Here is a 13,400-nt window from a genome sequence, read left to right as displayed (position 1 = left end):
TTGGGAAATGTGGAAGGCCCCGTCGATATATAGGGAAGACATCAGAGCGCTTATTTACATTTTTGAATTTGAGTTAATAATTTTGCGTATTCTTGTTCGAGAGATGTGATGTCATCGTGCTGATTTGGTATGGAAATTCGGCCGATGATTTCTGTTAATTTTGTTTGTAATCGTAATAATTCTTGTTCAGTAACGTTTACAGAATCCCCGGTTGTTCTTTTTGTGTAATGCTCGTAATTACCGTGGAATACTCTTGGCTCACTCTCATCTACTTGTATAATATGGTCTGCAACAGAGCGAATAAAAGCACGGTCATGGCTAATGAAAAGTATTGTACCAGGGTATTCTTGTAACATGCTTTCTAATTCTTCTTGCGTTGCTAAATCTAGATAGTTTGTCGGTTCATCAAGCAGAAGCATATTATAGTTTCCTAAAAATATTTTTGCGAGCGCAACCTTCATCCGCTCGCCGCCGCTTAGAACGTGTACAGGCTTATGAACGTCTTCACGGCGGAATAGGAGCCTTGCCAGTATTGTGCGAACGAACGATTCTGTATAGTTTGTTTCTTCTAGAACGTTTTCTAAAATGGTTTTATTTGTTTTTAAAATAGATAGTGTTTGTTCGAAGTATCCAATTTTACAACTTTTCGAAAGCTGAATGCCACGCTCGTTTGCGAGAAGCATGTTGAACAAAGTTGTTTTGCCGCTTCCGTTTGCCCCTAAAACAGCAAGCTTTGCACCAGGAGCAATCGTTCCATTCATATTTTTAAATAGTGTGCGGTCACCTATTTTCTTTGTTGCTTTATTAAACTGTACTGCCACTTTACTATGAATCGGTGTATGGTATTGTACGTCAAACTGAGCTTGAGAAAAATCTTTCGGCTTTTCTTTCTTTTCTAATTTTTCGAGGCGTGTTTCTAATGCTTTTGCTGCTTTGCTAACCTGTTCTTGGCCGTGAGCCCCACTTAATTTATACAGTTTAGATTCAGATGAGCTGAACCGTTTTGGGATTTTTGTCATGTTAGAAGCACGTTGCTTTCTTTGTAAAATGGACTGCTCTAAACGATTTTTTTCTTGTACATATTGCTCATACTCTGCTTGTTTTTGTATTCGTTCACGTTCTTTTTGTTTTCGATAGTTGGAATAATTCCCTTTATACTCTTGAATCGTACCGTCTTCAATTTCAATAATTTTAGTACATATATTATCTAGAAATTCACGATCATGTGATATTAAAACAAGAGCCCCTTTATAAGATAAGAGTGCCTTTTCTAATTGCTCTGTACCAACCATATCTAAGTGGCTTGTTGGTTCATCAGCGAATAAAATGCCTGCATCCTGTTCGAGAGCATGGGCAATCTTTAGCCGCATTCGCTCACCGCCGCTCATTGCATCTGTAACATTTGAAATACTCCATTTTCCTTTTGAGAGAGAGGAAGCGGTTTCCGGTAGTTCCTCACTAAGCTGAGGAATGATGCTGATAGAACTATGATGAGTTACTATGCCATTGTCAGCTTCTATTTCTTTACTTAATATTTGTAATAACGTAGATTTACCAGCTCCGTTGACGCCGACAATTCCTATACGGTCATGTGCTTGTATTTCCAGTGATGGTAACGTAAATAGTGTGCGATCACCAAAGCTCTTCTCAATATTACTTGCGAATAATATAGTCATAAAAAAACCTCCCTAGTTTTACTAGAGAGGATAAACGTCGCCCTTGCATGTAAAAAATCGTACATAAATAAACGACTTTTTTACATGATCGTTTCGAAAGAAAGTATCGACAAATGGACAGACTAATCCCCTGCTAGTTTTCATCATTTTTTGTTCACTATTTGTGATGGATGAAATAAATAAGAGAATTAGAACTTCATTGGTCAAAGTACCTTCCTTTCATAATATTACTTTTATTGTATGCGCATACAAAATGGTTTGTCAAACTTATTTCTGTTCGCTATTTTTGAATTTATCATTATACAATTGTGCTTTTGTCAGCGCCTCAGCATCGTTTTTAATTTCATCCAGTCCATTCGCATCCCCAATAACATAACCTTCAAATGAAGAGCCAACAAAATCAAAGATATATTGGAATTGAGCAATAAGCGGTAATGCTTTTAGTTTTGGATTGTCCCCGCCAACGATGACAACGTACATTTTTTTGCCTTTCATTTTTTCTTTGAAATGAAGGGATGTATCGCGCAAGCTTTGTGACCAGCGATCAACAAAGTTTTTCATATGTCCACTCATTCCATACCAGTATAGCGGTATAGCAAAGATAATCGTGTCGTGTTCTAGCATGCGTTTCGTTAACTGCTCATAGTCATCATTTACGGATTGGAATCCTTCTGCATCATGACGTTGGTCTGTAATAGGATAGACGGTATGATCACGCAAATAAATTTGTTCTGTTTCAATGTCCTCTATCATCATATGTGTTAAAGCTTCTGTATTTCCGTTTTGTCTTGAACTGCCATGTATAACAAACATGTAATCATCCCTTTTCTTTTGCATGTTTTAGGAGTGAAACGTGTTTTTGCAAATTCGTTTGGATGTTGGAAAGCAATGAGATTTGCTTTGTTACTTCATTGAGTTTATCTTCGTAAAGCGTAAGGATACTGCTGCACGGATTGTCGTACAGGTGCGGTTCAATTTCAAGGCAGCACAGCATCCTTGCCGTCTCTTCTAAATTTAAGCCAATTTGTAAGTACATTTGAATAAGCTCCACTTTTTCGATGGCACTTTCATCAAAATCACGGTAACCATTTGCAAGGCGCTTAGAAGGGAGTAATCCCTTTTCTTCGTAATGTCTTAGTGATCTTTCACTAACGCCAGTTTCTTTTGATAATTCTCCAATTCGCAATGTATTTCACTCCTTTTACATGTATTGTAAACCTTCACACTAATGTGAAGGTCAACTCTGTTTTTTTGCAAAAGAATGTACATGATTTAAGAACACTTGAATGGCTTTAGATGGAATGAAATATTTGCCGCGCACGATGGAGAATGGACGGATGAGTTGTTCATTTGGAACTTCGACGTGGAATAGTTCTTTTGCTAGTAGCTCTTTCCGTACAGTCCAATCAGAAAGGATAGCGATGCCAAGCCCGGCACTAACTGCTTCCTTCACGCTTTGGATACTACTGAATGTAAAGAATCGTTTCATTTTCAAATGGTGTTGATGAATAAAACGGTCACTATAAGCACGTGTACCAGAGCCACTTTCTCTTAATACCCATACTTGATCTTGGAGTGTGTTTTCATTTATTTCATTTGTGCGGAGCAGTGGATGATTTGGCGGAACGACGAGCTTCATTTCATCTTGCATAAATGTTTCAACGTCAACGTCGGCGTATACGACTTGCCCTTCCACTAAGCCGATATCAATTTGATTCGAGCGAAGACTTTGCAAAACGTCTTCTGTATTTGAGATAAAGGTATGAACTTCGACGTGTGGATTTTCATTCGCATAGTTAGCCAGTATTTTTGGAAGTAAGTATTCCCCAATTGTAAAACTAGCACCGATGCGAAGAGTTCCTGTTACAACGTTATGTAGTTCGTTAATTTCTTGTTTCGCATCTTCGTAAAGAGAGAGCATTTGCTTTGCATGTATATATAAAATGTTTCCAGCCTCTGTCACTTGAACGTGCTTCGGAGAGCGCTGAATAAGTGTAGTGCCAAATTCATTTTCTAAGTTGCGAATATGCATACTTACGCCAGGCTGTGAAAGATTTAATAATTCTGCTGCACGAGAGAAGTGTTTTTGTTCCACGACAGTAACGAAAATTTTTAAAATGTCTACGTTCATGTAATGAGCTCCTTTCGTTTTTCTTTCATCTTATCATAAGTATTTCTGATGATAGAGATTTAATATTGATATTAAACTTATTATAGAAACTCTCTTATAATGTAAGTAGATAGAACATGCATGTTCCAATACGATTATTGGAGTGGTTCAAAGTGGAACAAACACTTGTTATACAAAAGAAGAAGGGCTTTGGATTTTCGCAAGGAATTGGGATTACACTATTAATCGCAATTGCGGCGAAATATTTAGCAGAGCTTCCATTTTTAAATATTATGGGACAATTAGTAATTGCTATTCTAATTGGGATGGTTTGGCGTGCGGTAATTGGAGTTCCTCATGATGCGATTGCAGGGACAAATTTTGCGAGTAAGAAGTTGCTTCGCTTTGGGATCATCTTACTTGGAATGCGATTAAATCTTGTTGATATCGCGAAGGCGGGGCCGAAAGTATTGGTCATCGCAGCGGTTGTTATTACATTTACGATTTTCGTAGTATATGGACTAACGAAAGTATTTAAAGTAGAGAAGAAACTTGGAATTTTAACAGCGTGCGGGACGGCAATTTGCGGCGCGGCTGCAGTGGTGGCAATTGCACCGCAAGTGAAAGCGAAGGACGAAGAAACGGCAATCGGCGCAGCAATTATTGCAATTTTAGGTACAATATTTACACTTATTTATACGCTATTATACCCAGTGCTTGGCTTCTCGCCGTACGGCTACGGTGTATTCTCAGGTGCGACGCTGCATGAAATTGCTCATGTTATCGCAGCTGCGGCGCCAGGAGGAAGTACGGCTATAGACATCGCAGTTATCGTGAAGCTAACGCGCGTTGCAATGCTCGTACCAGTAGCAATTTTAATTGGATTATGGTTTGGAAAGAGTGAAGGAAGCAAGGAAAAAAGATCGTGGCGCGACCTTCCAATTCCGTGGTTTATTTTCGGATTTTTAGCGATGAGTGCCGTGCATTCGCTCGGGATTATTCCAGAAGTTGTTGCGGGATACATTGTTGTCATTGCTTATATGCTAATCGCAATGGCGATGGCAGGACTTGGTTTAAATGTAGAGTTTAAAACGTTCCGTAAGTTAGGAAGCAAAGCGTTCGTGGCGGGGCTGATTGGCTCGGTTTGCTTATCGGTTCTTGGATACGTTCTTGTATATGCGTTAGGATTTATGTAGTAGGAAGAAGCTGTTCCCGAAGGTATTTGGGGACAGCTTTTTCTTATGATTATAGTAGCGCTACGGATGTCAATATTTGTCGGTAAGTCGATATATTTGAAAAATCGCCGATATAAATGGAGTTGCGCTGATATATTTGGGAAATCGCCGATATAATTTAAGTTGCGCTGATATAAATTGAATTACTCTTGTACTTTATTAGAGTAGGTGTTCAGTGAAACGTTTTTCTAAAATTTGTAAAGATATCTTTACTTGTAACTGGAAAATATTTATAATTTAAGTAAAGATATCTTTACTTTTGAAGGTGGAGCCTATGGGTGTGAAAAATAAAATAAAAGAGTTAAGAAAGCAAAATCATATAACGCAAGTTGAAATGGCAAAGGCGATGCAAGTGACGCGGCAGACGATAGTGGCGATTGAAAACCATCATTACAATCCGAGTCTAGAGTTATCTTTAAAAATCGCCAAGTATTTTGGAGTGAAGGTGGAGGAAATATTTACGCTGGAGTAAGGGGAGAGAAAATGAACGATAGGTTTGAGAGATTTCAATTAGAGTAAACGTTTAAATATATAAGGATTGGTTTTGATTTATTAATTAGTATCGCATCAACGAGCGTGTTAGCAACAAAGAATAATAGATAGAAAAAGGGGAACTGGGATGGGATTACCGGTGTTATGTGTCGCTACAGCTATATTTGCGCTTCTTTGGGGAATGCAAAATTTTTCTCGTAATCCAGTGCCAAGCATTTGCATTATGATTGGTACTGTAGGTTTATCGTATTATTTATTATTATTAGCCCATTATCATAAAACGGCAACGAGTGTTGTTGTTGGGGCACTTATTTTATTTTGTGGGCGCGCCATACAAAAGGGGTTATTTCCATAAAAGCTGTTTATACACTTTGTATAAACAGTTTTTTGTATTTTTTTTACAAAACGCTTGAAAGTTACGTAACGTCATCTTTTATAATGAGGGGGAAGAGGTGATGGTAGTGATTTCAATACAAGAATTGACGAGAGAAACAGGGGTTACAGTACGTACACTACGTTATTATGATCAAATAGATTTATTAAAGCCGAGCGGAAAAACAGAGGGCGGACATCGGTTATATAGTGAAAATGACGTTATTCGTTTGCAACAAATTTTATTTTTAAAAGAAATGGGATTTTCATTAAAAGAAGCTGCGAATATGTTAGTAAAAGGTGAGCTGGATTTGAAAAATTCGCTTGAAAAACAACTTCGGTTTGTACAGGAAGAACACAAGAAATTTAATCGAATGGAGCGTGTTTTACAAGCAGTTGTTTATTCGGTAGATGTAGAGGGAGAACTTGATTGGAAAGTTATGTTTGAACTGATTCAGCTTTCGAAACAGTCGTCTCGTATACGTGAAATATTTCAAAATGAAGTATTTTCAAAGGAAGAACAAAAATTGCTTCATAATTTGCCAAATATGAGTGAAGAAGATCCGAATGTTTTAGAATGGGTAGATTTATTAAAGCAATTTCGCACTTTTATGAAAGATGGTAAAGAAACTGCAAATGATGAGGTACAAGGGGCAACGAAGAGATTAATGCAGAAGTGTTTAGAAATGGCCAATGGTGATGAAGCATTTTTAGATAAGTTATGGGAAGTTAGAAAATCGAAGGAAGATTCACAGAAAATGAGCATGTATCCAATTGAAGAAGAACTTTTATTATATATGGATGAAGCTTTTCGTATATATGATGAAAAGGAGAAGGGTAAATGAGTATACTTGCAGAATATCGTTGGTATTTTTTAATTGGGGCAGAAATTGTATTTTGGTTATCAGCTATTGGTTTCTTTTTACTTCGCTACGGATTCCGTTTGAAAAGGGCGAGTTTTATTATGGGGATTGTACTCCTCGTAAATGAAGTATTTATTTTAACTTTAGGGGTAGTGGACTATTATCAAACAGGAAAGTTCTCTAACTTTCAGATTATTACTGTAATCATTTTATTATATGCAGTTTTCTACGGGAAAAAGGATTTAAAGAAGCTTGATATATTTGTACAAAAATCAGTTGCGAAATGGCGTAATGAACCGGCGCCTATTATTGAAGAACAGGTAGAATTAACAGGCATGGCCTATGCAAAGCAGGAAATAAAAAATTGGGTATTACATCTTGTTTTATTTGTTGTTGTGCATATTTTCTTTTTCTTTCTGTATGGTTTTGTCCCGTTTGAACAATGGCATAATTGGTTAGAAACGGGGATTGTTTTAAATGAAAAAGCAAGTCGTGTTAGCCAAGTTTGGGCGATTATACTCTTAGTGGATACAGTTATTTCATTTTCATATGTTTTTTTCCCGAAGAAGGAAAAAGGAAAAAAGAAGCTACTTTCGTAGAGGAAAGTAGCTTTTTTAGTATACCAATAGTTTGTATAGGAGAGGATGACAGTAGGAAAAAGAGCTAGTTTTATATGTCTATTTCTCTTTAGTTTAGTAGCATGTTCATCATCTAGCACTACAATTGATAAGAAGAATGATGTCATTGTAAAGGGAGCAGGAATTCTCAATCTAGATAAATTTGAAAAGTTCGTTTTGAATGTCGAGCAAAGGGAAGTTGATAAAATAAGAATTGTACAGTATACCCTTGAAGGGGACCCGATTTTTCAAACGTTAGAGTATAGTGGGAACGATATATTTTATGTGTCAGATAATAGAAAAGACAAATTTGCTGGGAAGGATAAAGGGTTATATAAAGATAGTTGTAAAAGTATTGTTAAAGAGCAGCGCGAATCAGAAAGTACTTATCGGTTAATAGATTGTATGAATGAAGCTGGGCGCAATGGATATGACTTAGTATATGTACCTAAAAAATAGAATGAGTAGAGGAAGGAGGTATTTACTCCTTCCTTTTTCTATGTGTATATTGTCGAAAACTTTACCGAATATCTGTTCGTTTTTTTAGGTTTTTTATAGGTATTCGTGGTAAAATAATAATACAGATTTTTATGAGGAGGTCGGATTTTCTTGGAACGTCAATTTGAAATTGTCTCAGCGTATTCCCCGCAAGGTGATCAGCCGGTAGCTATAGAGAAGCTTGTAGAGGGAATTAATAGTGGAAAGAAAAAGCAAGTGTTGCTTGGAGCGACAGGAACGGGTAAGACATTTACGATTTCAAATGTCATTAAAGAAGTGCAAAAGCCAACACTTGTTATGGCTCATAATAAAACGTTAGCAGGGCAGTTATATAGTGAGTTGAAAGACTTTTTCCCGAATAATGCAGTTGAATATTTTGTTAGTTACTACGATTATTATCAGCCAGAAGCATATGTGCCGCAAACAGATACGTTTATTGAAAAAGATGCGCAGATTAATGATGAAATTGATAAATTGCGTCACTCGGCAACGTCTGCATTATTTGAACGGGACGATGTAATTATCGTTGCGAGTGTTTCGTGTATATATGGCTTAGGTTCTCCAGAAGAATACCGCGAGCTAGTTGTTTCGCTTCGAGTTGGTATGGAAAAAGACCGCAATCAATTGCTTCGTGAACTTGTTGATGTACAGTATGGACGTAATGATATTGATTTCAAGCGTGGTACATTCCGTGTGCGCGGAGATGTAGTTGAAATCTTCCCAGCATCACTTGATGAGCATTGTATTCGGATTGAATTTTTCGGCGATGAAATTGATCGTATTCGTGAAGTAAATGCGTTAACAGGTGAAGTATTAGCAGAACGTGATCATGTAGCAATCTTCCCAGCATCTCACTTCGTTACACGTGAAGAGAAAATGAAGGTCGCTATTGAAAATATCGAAAAAGAATTAGAAGAGCGTTTAAAGGAGTTAAATGATAACGGTAAGTTGTTAGAAGCGCAGCGTATAGAGCAGCGTACACGTTATGATTTAGAAATGATGCGCGAGATGGGCTTTTGTTCAGGTATTGAAAACTACTCCCGTCATTTAACGCTTCGTCCGGCGGGTGCAACGCCATATACGTTATTAGACTATTTCCCAGAAGATTTCTTAATCGTTATGGATGAGTCGCACGTATCAGTACCGCAAGTAAGAGCGATGTATAACGGTGACCAAGCACGTAAACAAGTGCTTGTGGATCATGGATTCCGTCTGCCATCGGCTTTAGATAATAGACCGCTTATGTTTGATGAGTTTGAAGAGAAAACGAATCAAGTTATTTACGTTTCGGCAACGCCAGGACCGTACGAGTTAGAGCAGTCACCAGAAGTAATAGAACAAATTATTCGTCCAACAGGACTTTTAGATCCGCCAATTGATATACGACCAATTGAAGGGCAAATTGACGATTTATTAGGAGAGATTCAAGATCGCATTGCAAAAAATGAACGTGTATTAATTACGACTTTAACGAAGAAAATGTCAGAGGATTTAACGGATTACTTAAAAGATGTAGGAATTAAAGTTAACTATCTTCACTCTGAAATTAAAACGTTAGAACGTATTGAAATTATCCGTGATCTTCGCCTCGGTAAATTTGATGTACTTGTCGGTATTAACTTATTGCGAGAAGGATTAGATATTCCGGAAGTATCACTTGTAGCTATTTTAGATGCTGATAAGGAAGGATTTTTGCGTTCAGAACGTTCATTAATTCAAACAATTGGTCGTGCCGCGCGTAATGAAAACGGCCGCGTTATTATGTATGCAGATCGTATCACGAAATCTATGGGGATTGCGATTGAAGAAACGAAGCGTCGTCGTAGTATACAAGAAGCTTACAATGAAGAGCATGGTATTACGCCGAAAACGATTCAAAAAGGCGTTCGTGATGTTATCCGTGCAACGACAGCTGCTGAAGAGACAGAAACATACGAAGCAGCACCAGCTAAGAAGATGACGAAAAAAGAGCGCGAAAAGACAATTGCGAAGATGGAAGCAGAGATGAAAGAAGCAGCAAAAGCGTTAGACTTCGAGCGTGCAGCTGAACTAAGAGATTTACTATTAGAATTAAAAGCGGAAGGGTGAAAAGAGTGAGTAAGAGCAAGGATTTTATCGTTGTAAAAGGTGCTAGAGCACATAACTTAAAAAATATTGATGTAACCATTCCGAGAAATCAGCTTGTCGTTGTAACGGGATTGTCTGGTTCGGGGAAATCATCATTAGCGTTTGATACGATTTATGCAGAAGGGCAGCGCAGATACGTAGAATCATTATCTGCGTATGCGCGCCAGTTTTTAGGACAAATGGATAAGCCGGATGTGGACACGATTGAAGGATTGTCACCAGCGATTTCAATCGATCAAAAAACAACGAGTCGTAATCCACGTTCAACTGTCGGAACGGTAACGGAGATTTATGATTATTTACGTTTATTATTTGCGCGAATTGGTACGCCAATTTGTCCAAATCATGGGATTGAAATTACATCACAAACAGTAGAGCAGATGGTAGACCGTGTTCTTGAATATCCTGAACGTACGAAATTACAAGTGTTAGCTCCTATCGTGTCTGGGCGTAAAGGTGCACATGTGAAAGTACTTGAAGATATTAAGAAGCAAGGATATGTTCGTGTACGTGTTGATGGTGAAATGCTTGATGTATCTGAAGATATTACGTTAGATAAAAATAAGAAGCATTCCATTGAAGTTGTAATTGACCGTATTGTTGTAAAAGAAGGAATCGCAAGCCGTCTTGCTGATTCACTTGAAAGTGCATTAAAGCTTGGCGGAGGCCGAGTGTTAATTGATGTAATGGGAGAAGAGGAACTTCTATTTAGTGAACATCATGCTTGTCCGCATTGTGGTTTTTCAATCGGAGAATTAGAGCCGCGTATGTTCTCATTCAACAGTCCGTTCGGAGCATGTCCTTCTTGTGATGGACTTGGTTCAAAGCTAGAGGTAGATTTAGAGCTTGTTATCCCGAACTGGGATTTATCATTAAATGAACATGCAATTGCACCTTGGGAACCGACAAGTTCACAATACTATCCACAACTTTTACAATCTGTATGTAATCACTACGGCGTTGATATGGATGTGCCTGTGAAAAATATACCGAAAGATTTATTTGATAAAGTGTTGTACGGAAGCGGGGAAGAGAAGGTTTATTTCCGCTATGTAAATGAATTTGGTCAAGTAAAGGAAAATGAGATTTTATTTGAAGGTGTTATTCCAAACATTGAACGTCGTTATCGTGAAACGAGCTCCGATTACATTCGTGAGCAAATGGAAAAGTATATGGCAGAACAAGCTTGTCCGAAGTGTAAAGGTGGACGCTTAAAGCCTGAGAGCTTAGCTGTATTTGTTGGCAATAAAACGATTGCTGACGTAACGAAGTATTCAGTTCAAGAAGTACAAGAATTCTTCTCGAATGTAGAGCTAACGGAGAAGCAACAAAAAATAGCTCATTTAATTTTAAGAGAAATTCAGGAGCGCGTTGGGTTCTTAGTGAACGTTGGTTTAGATTATTTAACGTTAAGTCGTGCCGCAGGAACTTTATCAGGTGGTGAGGCACAGCGTATTCGTTTAGCGACGCAAATTGGTTCTCGTCTAACTGGCGTACTTTATATTCTTGATGAACCTTCAATTGGTTTACACCAGCGTGATAACGATCGTCTTATTCGTACATTGCAAGAAATGCGCGATTTAGGTAATACGTTAATTGTTGTTGAACATGATGAAGATACGATGATGGCTGCTGACTATTTACTTGATATAGGGCCTGGTGCAGGTATTCACGGTGGACAAGTCGTATCAGCAGGTACACCGGCTGAAGTGATGCAAGATGATAATTCATTAACAGGGAAGTATTTAAGCGGTAAAGAGTTTATTCCTGTTCCACTTGAAAGACGTAAAGGTGACGGAAGGAAAGTGGAAATTGTCGGCGCAAAAGAGAATAACTTAAAGAATGCGAAGATGTCATTCCCGCTTGGTACGTTTGTAGCGGTAACAGGTGTATCTGGATCAGGTAAAAGTACGATGATTAATGAAGTACTATATAAATCGTTAGCGCAAAAGTTATATAAAGCGAAAGCGAAGCCGGGTACGCATAAAGAAATTAAAGGTCTTGAACATTTAGATAAAGTAATTGATATTGACCAATCACCAATCGGTCGTACACCACGTTCTAATCCAGCGACGTACACAGGTGTATTTGATGATATTCGTGATGTGTTTGCACAAACGAATGAAGCGAAAGTGCGCGGATATCAAAAAGGACGTTTCAGCTTTAACGTAAAAGGTGGCCGTTGTGAAGCGTGCCGTGGTGATGGAATTATTAAAATCGAAATGCACTTCTTACCAGACGTATACGTTCCATGTGAAGTTTGTCATGGTAAACGTTATAACCGCGAAACGTTAGAAGTGAAGTATAAAGATAAGAATATTTCTGAAGTGTTAGGGATGACAATTGAAGATGGAGTAGAGTTCTTCGCTAATATCCCAAAAATTAAGCGTAAACTTCAAACGCTTGTAGACGTTGGGCTTGGTTATATGAAATTAGGTCAACCAGCAACAACATTATCTGGTGGGGAAGCACAGCGTGTGAAATTAGCTTCTGAATTACATCGTCGTTCTACAGGACGTACGTTATACATTTTAGATGAACCAACGACTGGTTTGCATGCGCATGATATTGCACGTCTTCTAGAAGTGTTGCAACGTCTTGTTGAGAGCGGTGAGACGGTACTTGTAATTGAACATAATTTAGATGTGATAAAAACAGCTGATTATATAGTTGACCTTGGACCAGAGGGTGGAGATAAAGGTGGACAAATCGTTGCTTCCGGAACGCCAGAGCAAGTAGTGAAAGAAGAGCGCTCGTACACAGGTAAATATTTAAAAGAGATTTTAAATCGTGATAAAGCAAGAATGAAAGAGAAAATAAAAGAAGTAGAGTTATCGCAATAAGTTTATTGATGAAAACCGGGTGGAAATGACGCTCGGTTTTTATTGTATAGGGGGAGAAGATGGAGTTTTTAGAGGTGTTAAGGAAGAAAAATATGAAGGTAAGAGAGTTTCAAAGTTGGGGTGTATATTTTCGAAAGCTCTGGGAGGATCACTTTGCAAATCATTTAAGTGATGAAGAAAAAGAAGACATTTTTCTTTATGGAGATAAGTATGGATGTGGGTATCTTTGGCACATATTTAGTTATGAGAAAAAGAAGTGTTTAGAGGGGAAAGAAGCAAAGAACGCGTTTCATAATGAAGTGAAAAAGGATTGCTACATTTTCTATCAACACTGTGATGAGGTACTGTTAATAAAGGATGCGAGTTTGTTACATATGGATGATATATTGTGTGAGACGGATGATATGTATAAGGGTGATATCTATATTGTAGATAAAGAGTTCAATTGGACTTTTGTAAAAACTCATGAACATAGATGGTGCGGCCCTTATTTTACTAAGAAATGTTAGTAGGTATACAAGCATGAAAGATAGAATAAGTTGATATAAGTGTTCGTATCATACTTGC

Annotated in this window: 13 protein-coding genes; 9 read left to right on the top strand and 4 right to left on the bottom strand. The window is 37.9% G+C overall.

The features are described from left to right. Positions 1 to 50: 50 nt before the first annotated feature. The 4 genes from abc-f to MHB52_RS26510 all read right to left on the bottom strand — a co-directional run bounded on the left by abc-f (position 51) and on the right by MHB52_RS26510 (position 3,807). Positions 51 to 1,676, bottom strand: a complete 1,626-nt coding sequence (gene abc-f, locus MHB52_RS26525) for a ribosomal protection-like ABC-F family protein (protein WP_061664405.1) — start codon at positions 1,674 to 1,676, stop codon at positions 51 to 53. Positions 1,677 to 1,943: 267 nt separating this feature from the next. After that, positions 1,944 to 2,489 carry a flavodoxin family protein gene (locus MHB52_RS26520; protein WP_061664404.1) on the bottom strand — a complete coding sequence of 182 codons (546 nt, stop codon included), beginning with the start codon at positions 2,487 to 2,489 and terminating at the stop codon, positions 1,944 to 1,946. A 4-nt stretch (positions 2,490 to 2,493) separates the two neighbouring features. After that, positions 2,494 to 2,862: a MerR family transcriptional regulator gene (locus tag MHB52_RS26515; RefSeq protein ID WP_061664403.1), complete on the bottom strand. Its 369-nt coding sequence runs from the start codon at positions 2,860 to 2,862 to the stop codon at positions 2,494 to 2,496. A gap of 51 nt (positions 2,863 to 2,913) precedes the next feature. Next, positions 2,914 to 3,807 carry a LysR family transcriptional regulator gene (locus tag MHB52_RS26510; RefSeq protein WP_061664402.1) on the bottom strand — a complete coding sequence of 298 codons (894 nt, stop codon included), beginning with the start codon at positions 3,805 to 3,807 and terminating at the stop codon, positions 2,914 to 2,916. A gap of 152 nt (positions 3,808 to 3,959) precedes the next feature. Between MHB52_RS26510 and MHB52_RS26505 the strand changes: the two genes are divergently transcribed. From MHB52_RS26505 to MHB52_RS26465, 9 genes are all read left to right on the top strand, one after another. Continuing rightward, the gene (locus MHB52_RS26505; RefSeq protein WP_061664401.1) at positions 3,960 to 4,982 is read left to right on the top strand and encodes a YeiH family protein; all 1,023 of its coding nucleotides are present in this window, start codon (positions 3,960 to 3,962) and stop codon (positions 4,980 to 4,982) included. A gap of 313 nt (positions 4,983 to 5,295) precedes the next feature. Next, a complete protein-coding gene (locus MHB52_RS26500; RefSeq protein WP_000538364.1) occupies positions 5,296 to 5,493 on the top strand; it encodes a helix-turn-helix transcriptional regulator in 198 nt (65 codons plus the stop codon). Between the two features lie 147 nt (positions 5,494 to 5,640). Continuing rightward, complete coding sequence (locus MHB52_RS26495) at positions 5,641 to 5,868, top strand: hypothetical protein (RefSeq protein ID WP_000524131.1); 228 nt, start codon at positions 5,641 to 5,643, stop codon at positions 5,866 to 5,868. A 100-nt stretch (positions 5,869 to 5,968) separates the two neighbouring features. After that, a complete protein-coding gene (locus MHB52_RS26490; RefSeq protein ID WP_061664400.1) occupies positions 5,969 to 6,730 on the top strand; it encodes a MerR family transcriptional regulator in 762 nt (253 codons plus the stop codon). Further along, complete coding sequence (locus MHB52_RS26485; RefSeq protein WP_061664399.1) at positions 6,727 to 7,347, top strand: hypothetical protein; 621 nt, start codon at positions 6,727 to 6,729, stop codon at positions 7,345 to 7,347. The genes MHB52_RS26490 and MHB52_RS26485 overlap by 4 nt, the downstream gene beginning before the upstream one ends. A 45-nt stretch (positions 7,348 to 7,392) precedes the next feature. Beyond that, positions 7,393 to 7,824 (top strand): DUF4362 domain-containing protein, encoded by a 432-nt coding sequence (locus MHB52_RS26480; protein WP_061664398.1) that lies wholly within the window; start codon positions 7,393 to 7,395, stop codon positions 7,822 to 7,824. A 150-nt stretch (positions 7,825 to 7,974) separates the two neighbouring features. Continuing rightward, positions 7,975 to 9,951: an excinuclease ABC subunit B gene (gene uvrB / locus MHB52_RS26475; protein WP_061664397.1), complete on the top strand. Its 1,977-nt coding sequence runs from the start codon at positions 7,975 to 7,977 to the stop codon at positions 9,949 to 9,951. 5 nt (positions 9,952 to 9,956) lie between these two features. Further along, positions 9,957 to 12,833 carry an excinuclease ABC subunit UvrA gene (uvrA, locus tag MHB52_RS26470; protein WP_000045583.1) on the top strand — a complete coding sequence of 959 codons (2,877 nt, stop codon included), beginning with the start codon at positions 9,957 to 9,959 and terminating at the stop codon, positions 12,831 to 12,833. A gap of 59 nt (positions 12,834 to 12,892) precedes the next feature. Beyond that, a complete protein-coding gene (locus MHB52_RS26465; RefSeq protein ID WP_000394743.1) occupies positions 12,893 to 13,342 on the top strand; it encodes a DUF4275 family protein in 450 nt (149 codons plus the stop codon). The last annotated feature ends 58 nt before the right edge of the window (positions 13,343 to 13,400 follow it).

Origin of the sequence: Bacillus sp. FSL K6-0073 (assembly GCF_038006085.1) — a bacterium.
GTDB lineage: Bacteria > Bacillota > Bacilli > Bacillales > Bacillaceae_G > Bacillus_A > Bacillus_A cereus.
Note: the sequence above shows the minus strand (reverse complement) of the source record. Positions and strands in the feature narration are given on the sequence as shown.

Bases quoted from the DNA above. Each gene is read 5' to 3' on its own strand.
- MHB52_RS26510 (WP_061664402.1), bottom strand. From the start codon at position 3,807: ATGAACGTAGACATTTTAAAAATTTTCGTTACTGTCGTGGAACAAAAA.
- MHB52_RS26500 (WP_000538364.1), top strand. From the start codon at position 5,296: ATGGGTGTGAAAAATAAAATAAAAGAGTTAAGAAAGCAAAATCATATA.
- MHB52_RS26520 (WP_061664404.1), bottom strand. From the start codon at position 2,489: ATGTTTGTTATACATGGCAGTTCAAGACAAAACGGAAATACAGAAGCT.
- MHB52_RS26485 (WP_061664399.1), top strand. From the start codon at position 6,727: ATGAGTATACTTGCAGAATATCGTTGGTATTTTTTAATTGGGGCAGAA.
- MHB52_RS26490 (WP_061664400.1), top strand. From the start codon at position 5,969: ATGGTAGTGATTTCAATACAAGAATTGACGAGAGAAACAGGGGTTACA.
- MHB52_RS26465 (WP_000394743.1), top strand. From the start codon at position 12,893: ATGGAGTTTTTAGAGGTGTTAAGGAAGAAAAATATGAAGGTAAGAGAG.
- abc-f (WP_061664405.1), bottom strand. From the start codon at position 1,676: ATGACTATATTATTCGCAAGTAATATTGAGAAGAGCTTTGGTGATCGC.
- MHB52_RS26480 (WP_061664398.1), top strand. From the start codon at position 7,393: ATGACAGTAGGAAAAAGAGCTAGTTTTATATGTCTATTTCTCTTTAGT.
- MHB52_RS26495 (WP_000524131.1), top strand. From the start codon at position 5,641: ATGGGATTACCGGTGTTATGTGTCGCTACAGCTATATTTGCGCTTCTT.